The organism is Streptomyces mobaraensis NBRC 13819 = DSM 40847 (genome assembly GCF_017916255.1).
Taxonomy (GTDB): Bacteria; Actinomycetota; Actinomycetes; order Streptomycetales; family Streptomycetaceae; genus Streptomyces; species Streptomyces mobaraensis.
In genome coordinates this window covers 5,263,331-5,282,408 of the sequence record NZ_CP072827.1, presented here as the reverse complement: position 1 = coordinate 5,282,408, position 19,078 = coordinate 5,263,331, and the positions used below count along the sequence as shown (strand labels likewise).

The following is a 19,078-nucleotide window of genomic DNA, read 5'->3' as shown; positions in this document are numbered from 1 at the left end:
ATAACCCGTGCGACCCGTTTCACTACAACGGGTGCTTCCCGCAGTCGCAATGGACCGGAGCCGTCCGCACGGGCACACTGTCCGCGACCGCAGAGAGAGGGCACATGGCACCAAGGCAAGCCCCGCCGATCCTTCAGCGCCGGTTCGGTACGGAGTTGCGTCGACTCCGCGAGGCAGTCGGGATGTCCGCACCGACAGCGGCCGGTCTGCTGGGCGCCGACCGGACAGCGATCTCCAACATCGAGGCAGGCCGTTTCGGGATCAGCGAAGAACGCCTCCGACGTCTCGTGAGCATTTACGAATGCGAGGACGATTCGCTGGTCGACGCGCTGGCACGGATGACGGGCGGACGCAAAGGCGGCTGGTGGGACGAGTACCGGGGCAAGATCCCGCCTGGCTTCCTCGACGTATCCGAATTGGAACACGGCGCCATCCGGTTACGGACCGTCCAGACCGCGCATCTGCCGGGCCTCTTCCAGACCGAGGATCACGCGCGGGCCATCTTCGACCTCATCGTGCCACCGCTGCGGCGGCTTGAGGTCGAGCTGCGCGTCGCACACAGGCTCGCCCGACAGGCCGTCGTCACCGGTGACCATGCGATCCCGTACGTAGGGACCATCCATGAAGCCGCCCTGCGCATGCAACTGGGCGGACGTGACACCGCCCGCTCCCAGCTGACCCATCTCCTGGAGGCGAGCGAACGCGACAACGTCACCCTCCTGGTCATCCCCTTCGCGGCCGGAGGCTTCCCGATGGCCGGCAACTCGGTCCTCTACGCGGAGTACACCCACACGTGCCTGGACACCGTGCACATGGACTCCCCGACCGGAGCCGTGTTCATCGACTCACCGACGCAGTTGTCCAACTTCCGCACGAGGCTGGACATCGTCGAAAAGACCGCGTTGTCCCGGGAGAAGTCGAGGGACTTCATCTTCACCGTCGCCAAAGAGCTCTAGGGGGAGCGGGTTGTACAGCCGCAGCTGGGTCAAGTCGTCGTTCTCAGAGGAGGGTGGTAACAACTGCGTACAGGTGCGCGCGAACACACCCGGTATAGCCCTACGCGAGAGCTCCGAACCCGAACACGTCATACGGACCAGCCCGAGCGCTTTCCACTCGCTGATACGCGAGATAAGAGCAGGCGCCCCGTTCGCGGCTGTGAGGAGTTGTTTCATGGACCGTCCCCCTTGGCAACGCTCGTCCATGTGCGCGGGCGGCGGGAACAACTGTCTGGAGATCGCGGCCGTGAAGGGCGGCATCGCCCTGCGCGAAAGCACCGAGCCCGACCAGGTCGTACGGACCGGCCCGAGCGCCTTCCGGGCGCTGGTGCGTGGGATAAGGGCGAGCGCGACCGCCGACAGCGCCTGACGGGGCGGAACGGGCGGCGGCGGGGACCTCGGCGCGCCCCGAGCGCCACCGTGGCCTACCGGGAGGAAAAGCCGAGGCACGGATCCGTGCCCGTCAGTTCGCAGCTGAGCCTCCAGAGGCGGGCGGCGGCGGTCTCGTCGGCCATGTGGGCGGGGGCGGGCTCGCGCCGCGGCGCGCCCCGCAGGCCGAAGATCCTCGGCCCCCACAACTGCCCGCCCCGCACGTCCGGGTCGAGGACGGCGCGGACGACGGGCCAAGCCCCCGCTTCCTTGCCCTGCACCAGGAGCCCGGCGGGCAAGGCGCGCAGCCGCGCGCCGCGCTTCGTCTCGTGCACAGGCGGGCGGGACGGCGTGAGGCCGTCCAGCGCACCACCTGGGTGCGCGACCACGCTGAGCACCGGGCTGCCGACGGCACGCAAGCGGCGGTCGAGTTCGAAGCCGAAGCACATCTGCGCCAGCTTGGACCGGCCGTAGGTGCGCTTGGGCCGGTAGTCGCGGGTCGACTGCGGGTCGTCCGGGTCCAGGCGCTCGGACCGCGCCGCGAAGCTGCCGACCGTCACGACGCGACCGGCCGGGGCCGCGGACAGCAGCGGGGCCAGCCACTGGGTGAGCGCGAAGTGACCGAGGTGGTTGGTGCCGAACATCAGCTCGTGGCCGTCCGCCGTCACCCGGCGCGGCGGGTGGTCGAGCGCGACACCCGCGTTGTGGACCACCGCGTCGAGCCGGTCGAGACCCGATCCCTCCACGGCGGTCTTCAGGGACGACAGGTCGGCGAGGTCCAGCGGAAGGTGCCGCAGGCGCGCGCCGGCCACGCGCGAGCGGATCGCGGCCATGGCGGCGTCGGCCTTGGCCGCGTTCCGGCTGCCGAGCACGACGAGGGCGCCGGTGGCGGCGAGCTGCTCCGCGACGAAGTAGCCGATCCCGGCGTTGCCCCCGGTGACCAGGACAGTCCTGCCCTCGGCGGAGGGCGGCCGGCGGACGTCCCACGCTCGGCTCGGGGATGCGGAAGACACGATGACAGGCTCCTTGCGCTGGGCGGCAACCCGTTCACCCTCGCGGCCTCCACCGACGGACCACCGACAGGCCGCGGCCACCGCCGACAGACCTCCGATGCCCGGCCACCAGGCGTCCCGCCCGGTCACGTCGCCCGGGATACGGCCTGTTCGAGAAGGCGGTGCATGACCTGGGGGTGGTGACTCTCGACCTGGGCCCACAAGGCGCGTGCCGCGTCGTCGTCCAGTCGGATGAAACAGGCCAACAGGAGCGTGCCTTGTGCCCGTTGGAAGAGCAGCTCGCCGCGGAGTCCCCGGGTGGCGTCGGCGGCGAGGAGCACGGCGTCCGGGGTGCTGCCGCGCACTCGCCAGCCGAGTACGTGGCCGTCGGATCCGGCCGGTGCGAGGGCGAGGCCGAGCGACGTCCAGCCCTGGGTGAGGGCCTGGCGCGTCTCGGCGTCCGCGTCTTCCAGAACGGCTCGCGCCCATCGCAGGGCGGTGCGGTCCGGTGCCGGGTCGGGTTCGGCGAGCACGGCGTTCTCGTAGTCGATCCGCGGCAGTGTGCTGAGCGCGTGCGCGGCGGGCGGCACCGGGATGTGGCGCACCCGGTCCGCAACCCGCGGGCGGGCAACGGGGTCGGTCATCATCGCTCCTCGTGGGTGGCGTCGAACTGTCGGGCAGGGCGGAACAGTTCGTCAGCGCGACACGAGGAAGTGGACCTCGCGGGGCTTCACTTCCAGGTCGCTGATGCCGTCCGGCGTCGCGCCCATCTCGCGGCCGACCTCGGACGCCGCCACGAAGGCCGCCTCGGACTCGTACGCCCCGGTGGTGACGACGGCGTCGCCGTCCGGGGTGACCCAGACCCCGACGGACAGGAATCCGGGCTGCCGCCGCGCCGCCTCGGCGACTTGGTGGGCCTCGCGGACGAACGCGTCGAGGTGCTCGGGGGCGGGGTAGTGGAAGGCAACGAAACCGAACGCCATGGGGGTGTCCTCTCCCGGACAGTTATACGATGCCGTACAACGCCAGAGTAGGGCGATATACGGCTCCGTACAATCGGATGGACAGGGTGAGGTGGGCCACAGATGGGCGCGTTGCGTACCCCGCGGGAGAAGTGGATCGAGGCGGGGCTGGCGGCCCTGGCCTCAGGCGGGGTGGACTCGGTGCGGGTCGAGGCGCTCGCCAAGGCGATGGGGGTCACCAAAGGCGGCTTCTACGGGTACTTCGCCGACCGCGAGGCCCTGTTGACGGCGATGCTGGACGCCTGGGAGCGCGAGAGCGTCGACGACGTCATCGCCCGGGTCGAGCGTGAGGGCGGCGACGTACGGGAAAAGGTCCGCCTGGCCGGGCAGCTCACCTTCTCCGGCGACCGCCTACTCCCCATCGACCTCGCCATCCGCGAGTGGGCCCGCCGCGACCAGGCCGTCGCCGAGCGCCTGCGCCGCGTCGACAACAAGCGCATCCAGCTGGTGCGCGACGCGCTCGGCGTCACCTGCGCCGACCCCGACGAGGTCGAGGCCCGCGCCCTGCTCGCCTTCTGCACGGCCATCGGCAGCCACTTCCTCGCCGCCGACCACCCCGGCACCACCCGCGCGGCGGTCATCGACCGCGCCGCCGACATCATCCTCGGCGTCCGTCGGGACACCCCGCCGAGTGAGGGGTGACGGTTCCCCGGCCCGCCCGAAGGCTCCGGTGAACCGCCGTGCGGCGACGTCGAGTCGGCCGCGCCCAGGAGCAGCGGGCTCCGTTCAGGCCGCGACGGCCCGTTCCGTCGAGGCGATGGTGGCCGAGCCGACGACGCGGGTGCCGTCGTAGAGGACGATCGCCTGGCCCGGGGCGACGCCGCGGACGGGAGTGGTGAAGGTGACCTGGAGGGTGCCGTCCACGAGCTCCGCCGTGACCGGGGTCTCGCCGCCGTGGGCGCGGAGCTGGGCGGTGTAGCGGCCGGGGCCGGTGGGGGCGGTGCCGCACCAGCGGGGGCGGATGGCGGTGAGGGCGGAGACGTCCAGGGCCTCGGCGGGGCCCACGGTGACGGTGTTGTTCACCGGGGAGATGTCGAGGACGTAGCGCGGCTTGCCGTCGGGGGCCGGGTGGCCGAGGCGGAGGCCCTTGCGCTGGCCGATGGTGAAGCCGTAGGCGCCCTCGTGGGTGCCGACCTTGGCGCCGGTCTCGTCGACGATGTCGCCCTCGGCGGTGCCGAGGCGCTTGGCGAGGAAGCCGCGGGTGTCGCCGTCGGCGATGAAGCAGATGTCGTGGCTGTCCGGCTTCTTCGCGACGGCCAGGCCGCGGCGCTCGGCCTCGGCGCGGATCTCCTCCTTGGTGGTGATCGTGTCACCCAGGGGGAACATCGCGTGCGCGAGCTGGCGCTCGTCCAGGACGCCGAGCACGTACGACTGGTCCTTGGCCATGTCGCTGGCGCGGTGCAGCTCGCGGGTGCCGTCCTCGTTGAGGACGACCGTCGCGTAGTGGCCGGTGCAGACCGCGTCGAAGCCCAGGGCGAGCGCCTTGTCCAGCAGCGCCGCGAACTTGATCTTCTCGTTGCAGCGCAGGCAGGGGTTGGGGGTGCGGCCGGCCTCGTACTCGGCGACGAAGTCCTCGACGACGTCCTCGCGGAAGCGCTCGGCCAGGTCCCAGCAGTAGAAGGGGATGCCGATCACGTCGGCGGCGCGGCGGGCGTCGCGGGAGTCCTCGATGGTGCAGCAGCCGCGGGCGCCGGTGCGGAAGGACTGCGGGTTGGCCGACAGGGCCAGGTGCACGCCGGTCACGTCGTGGCCCGCTTCGACGGCGCGGGCCGCGGCGACGGCGGAATCGACGCCGCCGGACATGGCGGCGAGGACGCGGAGTCCCTTGCGGGGGGCCTGGGGATCGGGTGCACCCGGGAAGTCAGTCATAGCCTCTCCAGGGTACGGGAGGCGCGATCTCGTCCCCTCCCCCATTTCGGGGGTCATCGCGCGGGCCGTCGCGCCCCGCCCCGAGGCCCGGCTAGCTCAGGCCCGCGGTTCTCGCCCGTTCCACCGCCGGGCCGATCGCCTCCAGGACCACCGCCACGTCCGCCTCCGTGGAGGTGTGGCCGAGCGAGAAGCGGAGCGTGCCGCGGGCCAGCTCCGGATCCGTACCGGTGGCGAGGACGACGTGGCTGGGCTGGGCGACGCCTGCGGTGCAGGCCGAGCCGGTCGAGCACTCGATGCCCTGGGCGTCCAGGAGGAGCAGCAGCGAGTCGCCCTCGCAGCCGGGGAAGGAGAAGTGGGCGTTGGCGGGCAGGCGGCCCGCCGGGTCCGGGTCGCCGCCGAGGACCGCGTCGGGGACGGCCTCCAGGACGCCGGCGATCAGGCGGTCGCGGAGCGCGCCGACCTCGCGCGCGAACTCCTCGCGGCGCTCGGCCGCCAGCGTGCCCGCCACCGCGAAGGCGGCGATCGCGGGGACGTCCAGGGTGCCCGAGCGCACGTGCCGCTCCTGACCGCCGCCGTGCAGCAGGGGGACGGGCGTGTGGCTGCGGCCCAGCAGCAGCGCGCCGATGCCGTACGGGCCGCCGATCTTGTGGCCGCTGACGGTCATCGCGGCCAGGCCGGAGGCGGCGAAGTCCACGTCCAGCTGGCCCACCGCCTGGACGGCGTCGGCGTGCATCGGGATGCCGAACTCGGCCGCGACGGAGGCGAGTTCACGGATCGGCTGGATCGTGCCGATCTCGTTGTTGGCCCACATGACCGTGATCAGGGCGACGTTCGCCGGGTCGCGGGCTATCGCCTCGCGGAGCGCCTCCGGGTGCACCCTGCCGTGCGCGTCGACCGGCAGGTACTCGACGGTGGCGCCCTCGTGGTCCGCCAGCCAGTCGACGGCGTCGAGGACGGCGTGGTGCTCCACCGGGCTGGCGAGGACCCGGGTCCGTGCGGGGTCGGCCGCGCGGCGGGCCCAGTACAGGCCCTTGACGGCGAGGTTGTCCGCTTCCGTGCCGCCGGCGGTGAAGACGACCTCGCTGGGGCGGGCGCCGAGTGCGGCGGCGAGCGATTCGCGGGCCTCCTCGACGGTGCGGCGGGCCGCGCGCCCGGCGGCGTGCAGCGACGAGGCGTTCCCGGCTACCGGGAGGTGGGCGGTCATCGCCCGCACCGCCTCCGGGAGCATCGGAGTGGTGGCTGCGTGGTCGAGGTAGGCCATGGTGGGACGATTCTACGGTTCGGTGGGAGGAGTGCCCCAGTCCCGCCCTTTCGCCGTTTCCGGCAGGGGCTGCCGCCCCCGCACCCCCGAAACCGCGCTCCGCGCGGTTGTCCTCAAACGCCGGACGGGCTGATGGGTGGGTGGCGGACGGGCTGGTGGACAGGTGGCGGACGGACCGATTCGGCCCTCATATTGGCCGAAAAGCGCACGGCGAGCCGCGTTCTTGAGCGGCAGGCTCTGCTGGGGCGATCCGCCCGTACCACCACCCGCAGCGCACCGAGGAGAGCCGCCCGTGCCCGACACCGAAAACGTTCCCGACCCTCGCCCGCACCTGCGCCGGGCCGTCGCGCAGCTGGCCGCCGTCACCGCCGAGGTGCGGCCGGAACGGCTGACCGATCCGACCCCGTGCGCCGAGTACGACGTCAAGGGGCTGCTGCAGCATCTCGTCGGCGCCGCGCGCGCTCTGGCGGGCGTCGCCGCCGCCGGCGGGTTCAAGCGGAGCGGGCCGCTGCCCACCCCGCAGGTGGCGGACGACGGCTGGGGCGCCGCCGTCGCGGAGGCGGGCGACCGGCTCGCCGCCGCCTGGGACGACGAGTCCCTGCTGACCGCCAAGTACGACGTGCCGTGGGGGAAGTCGCCCGGCCACGGCGTGGTGAGCTTCCTGGTGCTGGAGCTGGTCACCCACACCTGGGACCTCAACCAGGCGCTCGGCCGACCCGTGACCCTCGACCCGGAGCTGTCCGAGCTCGCCCTCAAGGTGGCCGAGACGCTGCCGCCCGAGGGCAAGGAGGGAGCCTTCGGCGCCGCCCGGCCGGCCCCCGAAGGTGCCGACGTGCACACCCGGCTGGCGGCCCGCACCGGGCGCCCGCTGGACTGACCGGCCAGGGTCGCGCGCCTCAGGACAGCAGTCGCGCCAGCTGCCGCGACTGCGCCACCAGCCGGTCCGCGCTGTCCCAGATCTCCGCGTCCTCCTCCAGGAAGCCGCCCGCGAGGTTGCGGGTGACGACCGCGATGCGGAGGGGGCCCGGGGCGGGTCGGCGGCGGACGTGGACGGTGAGTTCGACCGTCGGGACCCAGGCGATGACGCCCAGGTCGAACGTCGTGGGCGGGAGCGCGTCGGCGGCCAGGAGGAGGGAGAGCGGGTCCGGGTCGCGGCCGTCCGCGAAGTCGAACCAGCCGCGCATCTCGCCCGGGCCCGTCGGCCCGCCGGTCGCCCAGCCGGCGGTGGCCGGGTCGAGCGCCAGGTCGAGACGGGCGACGATCTCGGCGGCGCCGAAGCCCTCGCCGTCGCCGAGGCCGTCGCGGGAGACGCAGTGCTCGCGCGGCGGCAGCTCCGGCGGCTTGGCGGTGGTGCGCACGTCCTCGGGGAGCGCGTCCAGGTCGCCGTACGTGGCGAGCACCCGCAGCCGTTCCACCTCGGTGCCGTCGCCGGCCGTCTGGAACAGGCTCGCCTGGCCGGTGGAGAGCGACCGCCGGGTGTGCGCCCGGCTGCTGCGGACGACGGCCGGGCCCGGCCGGGTGGCGCTCAGGTAGTGGGCGGTGACGGTGAACGGGTCGGGGTGCGGGAGGGTGTCCGCGAGGGCGCGCGCCGCGGTGGCGAGGAGGTAGCCGCCGTTGGCCGCGCCGAAGAGCGTCCAGCCCTGGTGGATGTGGACGTCGTGTTCGGCGGTGCCGTCCCCGGTGACGCCCGGGGCGCGCGGCGTGATCGCGGTGTCCCGGTCGAACTCGCTGTTGCCGATGCTTGCCAGTGCCATGCGGGCACCGTACTACCGGTAGGTTACCGGCGGGTAGCCTTACGCGGCGTGGCATTCGGCCCGACACCGGGCGCCACCTCCTCCGCCGCCGCGCTCCTCCGGTGCCAGGCGCGCGGGGCCCGCCAGTGGAAGCGCATCGCGAGCAGCCGCAGTCCGCACCCGACGACGACCGGGATGGCGTTGGTGGCGCCGTGCAGCGCGCCGAACTTCAGCATCAGGGCCGCCGTCGTGGCGCCGGCCATGGCGGGGACGGCGTACAGGTCGCGGTCCCAGCGCAGCAGCGACGGGACCTCGTGGGCGAGGACGTCGCGCAGCACTCCCCCGCCCACCGCGGTGGCCAGTCCGAGGGTGGCGGACTGGGTGAGGCCGAGCCCGTGGGCGTACGCCTTGACCGTCCCGGTGACGCAGAAGAGGCCGAGCCCGGCGGCGTCGAAGACGTTCACCGCACTGGTGATCCGTTCCACCTCGGGGTGCAGGAAGAAGACGATCAGCGTGGCGATCAGCGGGGTGACGAAGTAGCCGAGGTCGCTGAAGGCCGCGGGCGGCACGGCACCGATGACCAGGTCCCGGAAGAGACCTCCGCCCAGTGCCGTGACCTCCGCCAGCACCGCCATGCCGAAGACGTCGAAGTTCTTGCGGACGCCGAGCAGCGCGCCGGAGATCGCGAAGACGAAGATCCCGACGATGTCCAGCCAGTGCTGGACGGAGGGGGAGAACAGATCGGTGAGCACGCGACATTCTTACCGGTCGGCCGGGTGTCCCCCTTGTCCCGCCCTGGGAGGGTTCCCTCGCGGGGCCCGTTCGCTCAGGCCGCCGCCTCCCCCGCTCCCGCCTCCGCCGCCTCCTCAGGGTGGTGGCACGCCACCTGGTGCCCGGGCCGCAGCGCGGTCAGCACCGGCTCGTCCCGCCGGCAGACCTCCGTCGCCTTCCAGCACCGGGTGTGGAACCGGCAGCCCGACGGCGGCGAGATCGGCGACGGTACGTCGCCCTTCAGCAGGATGCGCTCCCGTTTGGCCCGCCGGCGCGGATCGGGCACCGGCACGGCCGAGAGGAGGGCCTTGGTGTAGGGGTGCAGGGGGGTGCTGTAGAGCGAGCCGCGGTCGGTCAGCTCCACGATCTTGCCCAGGTACATCACCGCGATCCGGTCCGAGACGTGCCGGATCACCGACAGGTCGTGGGCGATGATGATGTACGTCAGCCCGAGCTCGTCCTGGAGGTCGTCCAGCAGGTTGACCACCTGGGCCTGGATCGAGACGTCCAGCGCGGAGACCGGCTCGTCGGCGATCACCAGTTTCGGCTTGAGCGCCAGCGCGCGGGCGATGCCGATGCGCTGCCGCTGGCCGCCGGAGAACTCGTGCGGGTAGCGGTTGTAGTGCTCGGGGTTGAGCCCCACCAGCCCCAGCAGCCGCTGCACCTCCTTCTTCACCCCGCCCTCGGGCGTGATGCCCTGGAGCCGGAAGGGCGCGCCGACGATGGTGCCGACGGTGTGCCGGGGGTTCAGCGAGGAGTACGGGTCCTGGAAGATCATCTGGATGTCCCGGCGCAGCGGGCGCATTCCGCCCACCCCCAGGTGGGAGATGTCCCGGCCCTCGAACTCCACGGTCCCGCCGGTGGGTTCGAGCAGCCGGGTCACCAGCCGGCCCATGGTGGACTTGCCGCAGCCCGACTCGCCGACCACGCCGAGGGTCTCGCCGGGGCGGACTTCGAAGGTGATGCCGTCCACGGCGTGCACGGCCCCGACCTGGCGGCGGAGCAGCCCCTTGGTGATCGGGAAGTGTTTGACCAGGCCCTCCACCCGGAGCAGGGGCCGGGCGGCGGCGTCCGGGGCGGTGGCCGGGGCCTCCTTGTCGAGCGCGACCGCCTTCTCCGGCGCTCCCACGGGAACCGCGTCGTTGTCTTCAGGCACAGCTCGGTCCTTCACAGCTTGGGAGCGATCTCTTCGGTCCAGATCCGCGTCCGTTCCTCCTGCGCCATGTGGCAGGCGGCGACGTGGCCCCGGCTCTTCTCCCCCGTCACCGGCCGGAGTTCGGGCCGTACGGTCCGGGTGACCCCTTCCGCCGGCACGTCGGCGTACGGGCAGCGCGGGCTGAAGGCGCAGCCGGGCGGCACGTTGATCAGGCTGGGCGGGGAGCCCTTGACCGGGATCAGCCGTTCGGTCTGCTCACGGTCGATGCGCGGCATGGAGCCGAGCAGGCCCCAGGTGTACGGGTGCTGGGGCTCGTAGAAGACCTGCTCGGCCGGGCCGCGTTCGACGCAGCGGCCGCCGTACATGACGAGGATGTCGTCGGCCAGTTCGGCGACCACGCCCAGGTCGTGGGTGATGATGATGACGGCGGAGCCGAACTCCTTCTGCAGGTCGCGGATGAGGTCGAGGATCTGCGCCTGGACGGTGACGTCGAGGGCGGTCGTGGGCTCGTCCGCGATGAGCAGGGCGGGGTTGTTGACCAGCGCCATGGCGATCATCGCGCGCTGCCGCATGCCGCCGGAGAACTGGTGCGGGTAGTCGTCCACCCGGCGGTCGGGCTGCGGGATGCCGACGCGGTCGAGGAGTTCGACGGCCCGCTTGCGGGCGGTCTTCTTGTCGGTGTCGTGGTGGATCCGGTACGCCTCGGCTATCTGCGCGCCGATGGTGAAGTAGGGGTGCATGGCGGACAGCGGGTCCTGGAAGATCATCGCCATTTCGCGGCCGCGCAGCCGGCGGACCTCCTCGGGGTCGGCGGTGAGCAGTTCCCGCCCGTCCAGCCAGATCTCCCCGGAGATCCGGGCCTTGCGCCGGCCGTACTGGCCGACGGTGTGCAGGCCCATGATCCCGAGCGAGCTGACGGACTTGCCGGAGCCGGACTCGCCGACGATGCCGAGCGTGCGGCCCTTCTCCAGCTTGAAGGAGAGCCCGTCGACGGACTTGACCACGCCGTCGTCGGTCGGGAAGTGGATGCGCAGGTCGCGGACGTCCAGATAGGCGCGGTCGCCCGGCGGCTCCGCGGCCGTCTCGACGGCCGGCTCGGGGGTGGTGGTCATGAGAGCCTCACACGGGGGTCGATCACGGCGTAGAGCAGGTCCACCACGAGGTTGGCGATGACGACGGCGGTGGCGGCGATGAGCACCACGCCGAGGATGATCGGCAGGTCGCGGTTGTTGATGGCGGTGACCGCGGCCTGGCCGAGTCCCGGCAGGTTGAAGGCGCTCTCGGTGAGGATCGCGCTGCCGACCAGGGCGCCGAGGTCCATGCCGAGGATGGTGGCGATGGGGGTCATGGTGGAGCGCATGGCGTGCTTGCCGATCACCACGCGCTCGGTGAGTCCCTTGGCGCGGGCGGTGCGGATGTAGTCCTCGCCGAGCACTTCCATCATGGTGGCGCGGGTGAGCCGGGCGTACATGGCCGCGTAGAGGAAGGCGAGGGCGACCCAGGGCAGGATCAGCCCGCCGAACCAGCCGGCCGGGTCGTCGGCGAAGTCCACGTACTCGGACGAGGTCCAGCCGAGCTTGTACTTGAACAGCGCGAGCAGCAGCAGGGCGGTGAAGTAGATCGGCAGCGAGACGCCGGCCAGGGCGGTCATCATGGCGCCGCGGTCGATCTTGGTGCCGCGCTTGAGGGCGGAGACGACGCCGGCGGTGACGCCGAGCAGCAGCCAGATGACGCAGGCGCCGCCGGCGAGCGAGAGGGTCGGGGGCAGCCGGTCGGTGAGGATCGGCCAGACGGCCTGCTCGGTGCGGAACGAGTAGCCGAAACAGGGGGCCGGGCAGTGGTCGGTGGTGCCGCCCCCGGTGTAGTCGCGGCCGGCGAAGATGCCGGTGATGAAGTGCCAGAACTGGACCAGGACCGGGTCGCTCAGCCCGAGCTTCTGCCGGATGCCCTCGATCGTCTGCGGGTCCGCCTGCTTGCCGACGTACATGGCGGCGGGGTCGGCCCCGGTGAGCTTGGGAATGGTGAAGAAGATGAAGAAGGTCACCAGCGTGACCACGAGCAGCATCACGATGACGGCGAACAGTCGCCTGACGATGTAAGCGAACACTGCGGTCGGCCCGGCGGCGGTCCGGTGGGTGGGGTTGCCACCGGACCGCCGCACTCGGCCCTCACCTGCCCTTCGGGCCTAGCGGCGGGAGTGCCGGAGGAGCGGATGGACGATCGACTGCGGGCTGTGCGGGCCGGGCGCCGTCACTTGACGACGCCCAGGGCCTGGTAGTCGTACCGGCCGTTGAAGGCGTCCGTCGTGTAGACGTTGGTCAGCCGGGAGCTGCGCCAGATGATGTTCTTCTCGTAGGTGAAGGGCAGGTACCAGGCGCCCTCCATGACCTTCTTGTCGGCCTCCTGATAGATCGCCCCCGCCTTCTTCGGGTCGCTCTCCGCGATGGCCTGGTCCATCAGCTTGTTGACCTCGGGGTCGTTGAGCTCGGGGTAGTTCTGGTTGGCGGTGTCGAGGATGAACCGGCCGTCCACGATGGGCTGGAGGAAGCCCTGGCCGCTGGGGAAGTCCGCGCCCCAGCCGAAGACGATGATCCCGTAGTTCTTGTTCTTCACGTTCGCCGGGGCGCCGACGACGGTCGACGACTGCGCGCCGTCGTACTGGTCGATCTGCGTCTCGATGCCGATCTTCTTCAGGGACGCCTGGAGCGACTCGGCCGTGGCGATCTCCTGCGGCTTGTTGTTCCGCACCGCGATGGTGGTCTTGAAGCCGTCCGGCTTGCCGCACGCCTTCAGCTCCGCGCGGGCCTTGTCGGGGTCGGGCGCGCCCTGCTTGAGGTTGTACGGGTCGTAGGACCCGTCGTGCCCGGTGACGGCCGGCGGGATCATGTTGAGGCCGATGTCACCGCCCGCCTGGGGGCCGCCGCGGGCGGTCTGGAGGGAGGTGTGGTCGGCGCCGTAGATGACCGCCTTGCGGCAGTGCTCGTTGTCGAACGGCGCGACGGACTTGGGGAAGGCCGCGTACCGGATGAAGCCGGTCTGCGGGTTGTCCAGGTTGCCCTTGGCGGTCTGGAGCGCCTTCTGGCGGCCGGCCGAGCCCATGCCGGTGGCGTTGAGGTCGACGTCGTAGTTGCCCGCGATCAGGTCGCTGTCCATCGCGTCCGCGTTGGTGGTGAACTTGACCGAGATCTTGTCCGGCAGCGCCTTGCGGACCTTGTCGGAGTCCTTGTTCCACTTGTCGTTGCGGACGAGGACCATGCTCTTGTTGGGGTTGTACGACTCGAACTTGTACGGTCCGCTGGAGAACGGCCGCAGGCTGTACTTCTCCGCGGTGTCCTTGTCCTGGGGCACCGGGCTCGCGGCGGGCAGCGCCAGCATCTGGAGGAAGTCGCCGTTGGGCTTGGCGAGTTTGAAGGTGATGGTCTTGGCGTTGGGCGTCTCGATCGCGGACAGGCCCAGCTTGTCCTTGCTGTCGTCCTTGTAGGGGCCCTTGTACTTCTTCTCCGGGTCCAGGACCTGCATCAGCCAGGTCGGGCCGCCGGAGATCTTGTCCTGCGCCCAGGTGCGCTCGATGCCGTACTTGATGTCCTGGGCGGTGATCGGTCTGCCGTCCTCCCAGGTGATCCCGTCCTTCAGGGTGAACGTGTAGGTCTTCTTGTCGTCCGAGACCTTGCCCAGGTCGGTGGCCAGGTCCGGCACCAGCTCGGCGCTCTCGTGGCCCGGCGCGGGCTTGGAGGTGACGAGGGTGCGGACGTAGTAGCGGGCGAAGTCCCAGGCGAAGCCGTAGTACATGCGCTGCGGGTCCCAGGAGTCGGCCTCCTGGGTGGCGATGAACTTCAGCTCGCCGCCCTTCTTGTCGGACGGGCTGGCGACCTTCTCGACGCCCGCGTTGAAGCCGGGGCCCTTGCCGCCTCCGCCCCCGCCCTTGTCGTCCTTGCTGCCGCCTCCGCCACCGCAGGCGGTGACCCCGACGAGGGCCGCGACCACCAGTGCCGCGCCCGCGGCCGTTCCGCGCCTCGAAGTCCTGTGCGTTGCCAAGATGTCGCGACCTCCGTGATCGTCGCGGGCCGGGGAGCGGACCGCGATGGGGGTGGTTCCTTCAGCTCGTACTCCTGATGCGGGAGGGACCGGGTGCGTCGTGAGTGACGCCCCGTCGGATCGCTCCCTGTGAACTGTGGTGCGGGTGCGGCTAGCGCGAGCCCTTGGGGTCCAGGGCGTCCCGGACGCCGTCGCCGAAGAGGTTGAACGCCAGCACGGTGACGAAGATGGCGAGGCCCGGGATCACCATGAACATCGGGTCGCCCTCGTAGGTGTTGACGGCCTTGGAGAGCATCTGCCCCCAGGACGACGTGGGCGGCTTGACGCCGGCGCCGAGGAAGCTCAGCGCGGCCTCGGTGAGGACGTTGGTCGGGATCATCAGCGTGGCGTAGACGGTGATCGGCGCGACCAGGTTGGGCAGCAGCTCGCGGAAGAGGATGTACGTCCGCCCCGCGCCCAGGCTGCGCGCCGCCTCCACGTACTCGCGCTCCCTCAGTGAGAGCGTCTGCCCGCGCACGATGCGCCCCACGTAGGGCCAGCCGAAGAAGCCGATCACCCCGATGAGGACGGCCATCCGGACGCCCGAACCGCTCAGTCCCCACAGCTCGTTGGGGACGACGGAGATCAGCGCGATGATGAAGAGCAGCTGCGGGAAGGCCAGCAGGGCGTCCATCACCCGGCTCACCACGGTGTCCACCCAGCCGCCGAAGTAGCCGGCGACGATGCCCAGGACGGTGCCGATCACCACGGCGACCACGGCCGCGAGGAAGGCGACGAGCAGGGAGACCCGGGCGCCGTACACGACCCGGCTGAAGACGTCCCGGCCGTTGACCGGCTCGACGCCGAACAGGAAGTCCCCGTTGATGCCGCCCCACGAGCCCTTCGGGGTGCCGAAGAGGGGGTCGATCTGGTCCTCGTGGTACTCGTTCGGCGGGTGGCCCAGCAGGCTCACGATCAGCGGGGCGAAGATCGCGACCAGGATGAGGAGCAGGACCACGATCCCGCCGGCGAGGGCCAGTTTGTCGCGCTTGAGCCGCGTCCAGGCGATGCGCCACGGGGAGCGGCCCTCGATCGTCGTGCCCGGGACCGGTATTTCCGCGTCGGCGACGACGGTCGCGGTCCCGGTCGCGCTCGTCTCGGGGAGTGGTGCCGTCATCGTTCGCTGGACCCCTCTCGGCCGGTGGAACCGGCCTCCGCCTGCCGCGCGGTCGCGGCTGGTCGACATCACTGACACATGCGGTGCTGTGCGGTGCTGTGGTGCGGGAAGTACAAGCGGAGCTGGTCGTACACCGGACCTGCGGGTCCTTGGAGCGGGAGTCTTCAACGCGTTCACGATCACCCGCCAGACCTGGCAACCAATGGATGCGCAACCGTGATGTGCGATGCGAGGTTCCGTTATACGGACGGGGGCGGCCGCTCAGCGAAGGGGCGGGGAACCATCAACTCCGCCCATTGGTAATGGCGTTACGGATGTGGCGCAAGTGGCACAAGTGACCCCTGAGGCTTGACAGCGGCACTGTAAACGATCAGGCTCACCGTCGATCCCGGTGATCCATCTGCCGCTCCAATCAAGGGAGTTGACGTGACACGGAAGCTGATCCACCGCGCCGCCATGGCGGGCGCGGCGCTCACCCTCGGACTGACCGGCGCCCTGGCCGCGGGCGCCTCGGCCATGGCGGCCCCCTCCGGGGACTCCTCGGCCTCCCGGGTGGTCCCCGACACGCGCCGTTACATCGACCTCTACGAGAGCAAGCAGCAGTGCCAGGGCGGCGGCGCGTACTTCATGCGCCACGGCGCGACCCACTACGAGTGCTACGACGTGTCGGGCGGCTGGGAGCTCTGGATCTGGGAGTGACGCCCGGGGACGCCTCCCCATCTGCCGGCCGGTCCGTCGTCGACGGGCCGGCCGGTTCGCGTGCGCGCGGCGGCCGGGCTCGGGCGGGACGGGCCCGGGCGGGCCTGGACGGGCGCGGGCGGGCCTGGACGAGCGCGGACGGGCTTGGGGCCGCCGGCGGGTGGGACGGGCGCGGGCGCGCCCGGACGGGCGGGACGGCCGCGGGCGTGGGAAGGGCGGGACGGCCGCGGGCCGCGTCGCTAGTGCGGGTACCCGTACCCCGGCACCGGTGCCGCCGCCCCGCTCGGGGCGGCGTGGCCGTAGAACGGGCGGGCGTGGGCGCGCATCCACAGGGCCACCGGGTCGAACTCGTCCGACATGGCCACCGTGGACACCGGCAGCCCCTCCGGCACCACGGCCACCACCTGCTGCATCATCGCCCGCACGGACTCCACGGCCGGCGGCGAGGTGTCGTACAGGTCGAGGCCGATCGCCAGGTACGCGGCGCCGATCGCCGGCTGGACCCAGGCGCGGCGCAGGGCCCGGACGGCGGGCGTCCGCTGGGCGTGCTGCGCCAGCAGGGCGTAGAACCGGGCGATGTCGACGGTGGGTTCGGAGATCTGGAGGGGGCCCGCGGGCAGCCGGTCCAGGCCGCCGGCGATCCGGCGCAGGTCGAGCCAGGGGATGCCGACGCCGCCGCCCGGGGCGTGCGGGTTGAGCCACAGGCCCCAGCGGCCCGGGTAGAGGGAGGCGGCGAGAGTACGGCCGGTGGCGACCTCGTGCGCGCGGTTCCAGCCGCTGGCGGCGAGCTCGCGCTCGGAGGTGACGCAGGGGGCGTAGCCGAGGCCGTCGACCTCCATGTTGCCGTACTGGGCGTCGGGCGAGCCGGGCCGGCCGTGCCAGAGCAGCATCCACAACCGGCCCTCGGCGACGGCGTGCAGCAGCGACTCGTAGACGTCGTACCGCCCGGGCGCCACTTGGCGCAGCACCTGCTCCACGCCGCTCTCCGCGCCCGCGCTCACCTGATCCCGCCCCTTCTCCCGGCGGACGCTCGCGTCGCGTCCGCCCCCTGCCTCACGGCGCGGTCGCGCCTCCCGTACGGTCGTCCAACCAGCTTACGAGGCCGGGGCGGCCCGCAGGGGAGCAGTCAACGGTCACGGTCGTAGAACGGTGCGACGCGGTCCCGCATCCACTCGGCGACCGGGTCGCGGGTGACGTCCAGGAAGACCGTGCGGACCGGCCAGGGGACGGGGGCGGAGCCCAGGGCGCGGCCCAGGGCGGCCACGGCGGCGGCACGGCTGTCGTCGTCGGGGAGGTCGAGTTCCACGCCGACGAACAGCTCCGGCGGGCCGCCCTCGACGCTGGCCAGGGCGCGGCGGGCGGTGCGCACGGCGCGGGCGGCGGTGAACTCCAGGCCGGCGGCGGCGAGGAAGGCGGTGGGCTCGACCTGCCAGTCCGGCTCGTGCAGCCGCACCCGGCCGCCGGTCGGCTCGCCCTCCAGCCGGAGCGTGCCCGCCCGGCAGAGCCCGGCGACGGCGGCGGGGGGCAGCGGCGCGGCCACCGTTCCCTCGAAGTTGACGACCAGGCCGACCTGCGGGGGCAGGCCGCGGGCGAACTCCACGGCGGGCGCGACCGCGTAGGCCATGTGATCGCCGATGACGCGGCGGAACTGCTCCTCGGAGCTGAACACCGGAACGAACGCGGCGCCGCCGAGCTCGACGGTGGGCAGGTCGAGGTCGGGGCTGTCGGGGCCGCCGCCCTTGGGCAGGGGTATCCAGATCTCGCTGCGGCCGAGCGCCTCGACGACGCGCTCGCCGGTGCCGGGGACGCCCGCGCAGGCGGCGAGGGTCTCCTCCAGTTCGTTGGCGGGCCAGCCGGGGGCCTCGCCCCGGGCCCGCTCCATGCCGTGCAGCTCGGGGCCGCTCATCCGTTCTCCCCACGGTCTCGTCGCGCTCGCACCCGCACCTTAACGGCCGGCTCCCCGTCAGGGGGCGGGAGGGGGACGGCGACCGGGCGGGCCGGGCGGCGCGCAAGGGGGACGGGCGGGGCGCCGGGGACGGGCGGGGTGCCGGGGGCGGGCCGGCCGGGTGCTCCCGGCGCCGGCGGGACGGCAGGCGACCCGGGCGCGGCGGGGACGGCGGGCGCTGACGGTGCGGGCGGGCCCGAGGACGTCTTCGGGACGGCCGGAGCCGCGGGCGCGCCCGCACCGTCCGGTCCGCCCGGCGTCTCCGCGAAGGTGATCGTCCGCAGCGCCGTCGCGGCCGGGCGGTCGAGCAGGAGGACGCTCGTCGCGCCCGCCGGCGGCCGGCCCGCCACCGCCGCCGCGACCAGCCGCTCCATGGCGCGGCGGTGGCGCCCGAACGCGGCCCGGGAGACCGTCCGCCCCCGGGCCCGCTGCCCGGCGAGCGCGGTCCCGGGCTCGACGGCGAGCAGCAGGACGTGCAGCGCGGTGCCGCGCCGCCGCGCCTCGCGGGCCAGCAGCCGGCGGACCCAGCCGCGCTGCCCGCAGTCGTGCACGACGAGGCTCGCGCCGGAGCGCAGGGCGCGCCACAGCCGCGCGTAGTGCGCGAGGCGCGCGGCGGGGCGGTAGACGCCGTACGGGAGCCGTACGGGCAGCCCGCGCAACCGGCGCTCCAGGCGGGCCCGGGAGTCCTGCGAGTCCACGCCGCGCACGGGCTCGCCCCGGCCGTCGAGGGCGGGCACGACCCGTCGGATCAGGGTGGACTTCCCCGCGCCGGGCAGGCCGGAGACGACCAGCAGATCACCGGCGCGGCAGCGCAGCTCCACCGCGGCCGGCACCGCCCCGCGCAGGTCGCGCACCCGCGCCCCGCCGCCGCCCGTCGCCCACGCGGCGTCCACCGTTTCCGTCCGGCCGCCCGTTCGCACCGCTCCCCCGCCCTCGTCCGCCGTTCCGCTCCGCGGCCCCGCCGTTCCGTGCCGCTCCGTGCCCCGTCACCCGGTGCCCACGGTGTACCCCACCCGCATACGGACGGAGTAAAGGAAAAGTAATCCAATGCGATGGGCTCCGAACGGTCCATCGC

20 protein-coding genes and 1 pseudogene are annotated in these 19,078 nt (G+C 72.5%); 6 read left to right on the top strand and 15 right to left on the bottom strand.

The window, feature by feature from the left end; translation table 11 throughout:
- The first annotated feature begins 104 nt into the window (after positions 1–104).
- The 3 genes and pseudogenes from J7W19_RS22875 (at position 105) to J7W19_RS22865 (ending at position 1,365) form a co-directional block, all read left to right on the top strand.
- Positions 105–956, top strand: coding sequence for a helix-turn-helix domain-containing protein (locus J7W19_RS22875; protein WP_078588154.1), 852 nt, complete (start codon positions 105–107; stop codon positions 954–956).
- A 10-nt stretch (positions 957–966) separates the two neighbouring features.
- A pseudogene (locus J7W19_RS22870) lies at positions 967–1,122 on the top strand (DUF397 domain-containing protein); the annotation flags it as partial.
- A gap of 48 nt (positions 1,123–1,170) precedes the next feature.
- Positions 1,171–1,365 carry a DUF397 domain-containing protein gene (locus J7W19_RS22865; RefSeq protein ID WP_004949812.1) on the top strand — a complete coding sequence of 65 codons (195 nt, stop codon included), beginning with the start codon at positions 1,171–1,173 and terminating at the stop codon, positions 1,363–1,365.
- 55 nt (positions 1,366–1,420) lie between these two features.
- On the opposite strand, the gene J7W19_RS22860 is transcribed toward J7W19_RS22865, so the two are convergent.
- The 3 genes from J7W19_RS22860 to J7W19_RS22850 form a co-directional block, all read right to left on the bottom strand.
- Positions 1,421–2,377: an SDR family NAD(P)-dependent oxidoreductase gene (locus J7W19_RS22860; RefSeq protein WP_004949815.1), complete on the bottom strand. Its 957-nt coding sequence runs from the start codon at positions 2,375–2,377 to the stop codon at positions 1,421–1,423.
- A 125-nt stretch (positions 2,378–2,502) separates the two neighbouring features.
- Positions 2,503–3,000, bottom strand: a complete 498-nt coding sequence (locus J7W19_RS22855) for a hypothetical protein (protein ID WP_004949816.1) — start codon at positions 2,998–3,000, stop codon at positions 2,503–2,505.
- A gap of 51 nt (positions 3,001–3,051) precedes the next feature.
- Complete coding sequence (locus tag J7W19_RS22850; RefSeq protein ID WP_004949819.1) at positions 3,052–3,339, bottom strand: putative quinol monooxygenase; 288 nt, start codon at positions 3,337–3,339, stop codon at positions 3,052–3,054.
- Between the two features lie 102 nt (positions 3,340–3,441).
- Between J7W19_RS22850 and J7W19_RS22845 the strand changes: the two genes are divergently transcribed.
- Entirely contained in the window at positions 3,442–4,020 is a 579-nt protein-coding gene (locus tag J7W19_RS22845) for a TetR/AcrR family transcriptional regulator (protein WP_004949821.1), read from the top strand.
- A gap of 84 nt (positions 4,021–4,104) precedes the next feature.
- Here J7W19_RS22845 and mnmA read toward each other — a convergent pair whose 3' ends face one another.
- Entirely contained in the window at positions 4,105–5,247 is a 1,143-nt protein-coding gene (gene mnmA, locus J7W19_RS22840; RefSeq protein WP_040891316.1) for a tRNA 2-thiouridine(34) synthase MnmA, read from the bottom strand.
- A gap of 91 nt (positions 5,248–5,338) precedes the next feature.
- A complete protein-coding gene (locus tag J7W19_RS22835; protein ID WP_004949825.1) occupies positions 5,339–6,508 on the bottom strand; it encodes a cysteine desulfurase family protein in 1,170 nt (389 codons plus the stop codon).
- Positions 6,509–6,800: 292 nt separating this feature from the next.
- On the opposite strand from J7W19_RS22835, the gene J7W19_RS22830 reads away from it, so the two are divergent.
- The gene (locus tag J7W19_RS22830) at positions 6,801–7,385 is read left to right on the top strand and encodes a TIGR03086 family metal-binding protein (RefSeq protein WP_004949826.1); all 585 of its coding nucleotides are present in this window, start codon (positions 6,801–6,803) and stop codon (positions 7,383–7,385) included.
- A gap of 19 nt (positions 7,386–7,404) precedes the next feature.
- Here J7W19_RS22830 and J7W19_RS22825 read toward each other — a convergent pair whose 3' ends face one another.
- From J7W19_RS22825 to J7W19_RS22795, 7 genes are all read right to left on the bottom strand, one after another.
- On the bottom strand, positions 7,405–8,262 hold the full coding sequence (locus J7W19_RS22825) for a thioesterase family protein (protein ID WP_004949829.1): 858 nt from the start codon (positions 8,260–8,262) through the stop codon (positions 7,405–7,407).
- A 23-nt stretch (positions 8,263–8,285) separates the two neighbouring features.
- Positions 8,286–8,993, bottom strand: a complete 708-nt coding sequence (locus J7W19_RS22820; RefSeq protein WP_004949832.1) for a trimeric intracellular cation channel family protein — start codon at positions 8,991–8,993, stop codon at positions 8,286–8,288.
- Positions 8,994–9,067: 74 nt separating this feature from the next.
- The gene (locus J7W19_RS22815; RefSeq protein WP_078588156.1) at positions 9,068–10,183 is read right to left on the bottom strand and encodes an ABC transporter ATP-binding protein; all 1,116 of its coding nucleotides are present in this window, start codon (positions 10,181–10,183) and stop codon (positions 9,068–9,070) included.
- Positions 10,180–11,280 carry an ABC transporter ATP-binding protein gene (locus J7W19_RS22810; RefSeq protein WP_004949836.1) on the bottom strand — a complete coding sequence of 367 codons (1,101 nt, stop codon included), beginning with the start codon at positions 11,278–11,280 and terminating at the stop codon, positions 10,180–10,182. The genes J7W19_RS22815 and J7W19_RS22810 overlap by 4 nt, the downstream gene beginning before the upstream one ends.
- Complete coding sequence (locus J7W19_RS22805; protein WP_040891324.1) at positions 11,277–12,275, bottom strand: ABC transporter permease; 999 nt, start codon at positions 12,273–12,275, stop codon at positions 11,277–11,279. Before J7W19_RS22805 ends, J7W19_RS22810 begins: the two co-directional genes overlap by 4 nt.
- A 143-nt stretch (positions 12,276–12,418) precedes the next feature.
- Positions 12,419–14,203: an ABC transporter substrate-binding protein gene (locus tag J7W19_RS22800; protein ID WP_040891318.1), complete on the bottom strand. Its 1,785-nt coding sequence runs from the start codon at positions 14,201–14,203 to the stop codon at positions 12,419–12,421.
- A 151-nt stretch (positions 14,204–14,354) separates the two neighbouring features.
- Complete coding sequence (locus J7W19_RS22795; RefSeq protein ID WP_004949844.1) at positions 14,355–15,359, bottom strand: ABC transporter permease; 1,005 nt, start codon at positions 15,357–15,359, stop codon at positions 14,355–14,357.
- A gap of 426 nt (positions 15,360–15,785) precedes the next feature.
- Here J7W19_RS22795 and J7W19_RS22790 point away from each other — a divergent pair, with 426 nt between their 5' ends.
- On the top strand, positions 15,786–16,058 hold the full coding sequence (locus J7W19_RS22790) for a hypothetical protein (RefSeq protein WP_004949845.1): 273 nt from the start codon (positions 15,786–15,788) through the stop codon (positions 16,056–16,058).
- Between the two features lie 239 nt (positions 16,059–16,297).
- On the opposite strand, the gene J7W19_RS22785 is transcribed toward J7W19_RS22790, so the two are convergent.
- From J7W19_RS22785 to J7W19_RS33850, 3 genes are all read right to left on the bottom strand, one after another.
- Positions 16,298–17,059, bottom strand: a complete 762-nt coding sequence (locus tag J7W19_RS22785) for an enhanced serine sensitivity protein SseB C-terminal domain-containing protein (RefSeq protein ID WP_004949848.1) — start codon at positions 17,057–17,059, stop codon at positions 16,298–16,300.
- 125 nt (positions 17,060–17,184) lie between these two features.
- Positions 17,185–17,964 carry an enhanced serine sensitivity protein SseB C-terminal domain-containing protein gene (locus tag J7W19_RS22780; RefSeq protein ID WP_004949850.1) on the bottom strand — a complete coding sequence of 260 codons (780 nt, stop codon included), beginning with the start codon at positions 17,962–17,964 and terminating at the stop codon, positions 17,185–17,187.
- On the bottom strand, positions 17,961–18,896 hold the full coding sequence (locus J7W19_RS33850; RefSeq protein WP_004949852.1) for an AAA family ATPase: 936 nt from the start codon (positions 18,894–18,896) through the stop codon (positions 17,961–17,963). The genes J7W19_RS22780 and J7W19_RS33850 overlap by 4 nt, the downstream gene beginning before the upstream one ends.
- Positions 18,897–19,078 lie beyond the last annotated feature (182 nt).

Excerpts from the sequence above, each read along its gene's own strand:
- J7W19_RS22865 (WP_004949812.1), top strand. The coding sequence starts at position 1,171 with ATGGACCGTCCCCCTTGGCAACGCTCGTCCATGTGCGCGGGCGGCGGG.
- J7W19_RS22825 (WP_004949829.1), bottom strand. The coding sequence starts at position 8,262 with ATGGCACTGGCAAGCATCGGCAACAGCGAGTTCGACCGGGACACCGCG.
- J7W19_RS22835 (WP_004949825.1), bottom strand. The coding sequence starts at position 6,508 with ATGGCCTACCTCGACCACGCAGCCACCACTCCGATGCTCCCGGAGGCG.
- J7W19_RS22780 (WP_004949850.1), bottom strand. The coding sequence starts at position 17,964 with ATGAGCGGCCCCGAGCTGCACGGCATGGAGCGGGCCCGGGGCGAGGCC.
- J7W19_RS22875 (WP_078588154.1), top strand. The coding sequence starts at position 105 with ATGGCACCAAGGCAAGCCCCGCCGATCCTTCAGCGCCGGTTCGGTACG.
- mnmA (WP_040891316.1), bottom strand. The coding sequence starts at position 5,247 with ATGACTGACTTCCCGGGTGCACCCGATCCCCAGGCCCCCCGCAAGGGA.
- J7W19_RS22810 (WP_004949836.1), bottom strand. The coding sequence starts at position 11,280 with ATGACCACCACCCCCGAGCCGGCCGTCGAGACGGCCGCGGAGCCGCCG.
- J7W19_RS22795 (WP_004949844.1), bottom strand. The coding sequence starts at position 15,359 with ATGACGGCACCACTCCCCGAGACGAGCGCGACCGGGACCGCGACCGTC.
- J7W19_RS22850 (WP_004949819.1), bottom strand. The coding sequence starts at position 3,339 with ATGGCGTTCGGTTTCGTTGCCTTCCACTACCCCGCCCCCGAGCACCTC.
- J7W19_RS22855 (WP_004949816.1), bottom strand. The coding sequence starts at position 3,000 with ATGACCGACCCCGTTGCCCGCCCGCGGGTTGCGGACCGGGTGCGCCAC.
- J7W19_RS22845 (WP_004949821.1), top strand. The coding sequence starts at position 3,442 with ATGGGCGCGTTGCGTACCCCGCGGGAGAAGTGGATCGAGGCGGGGCTG.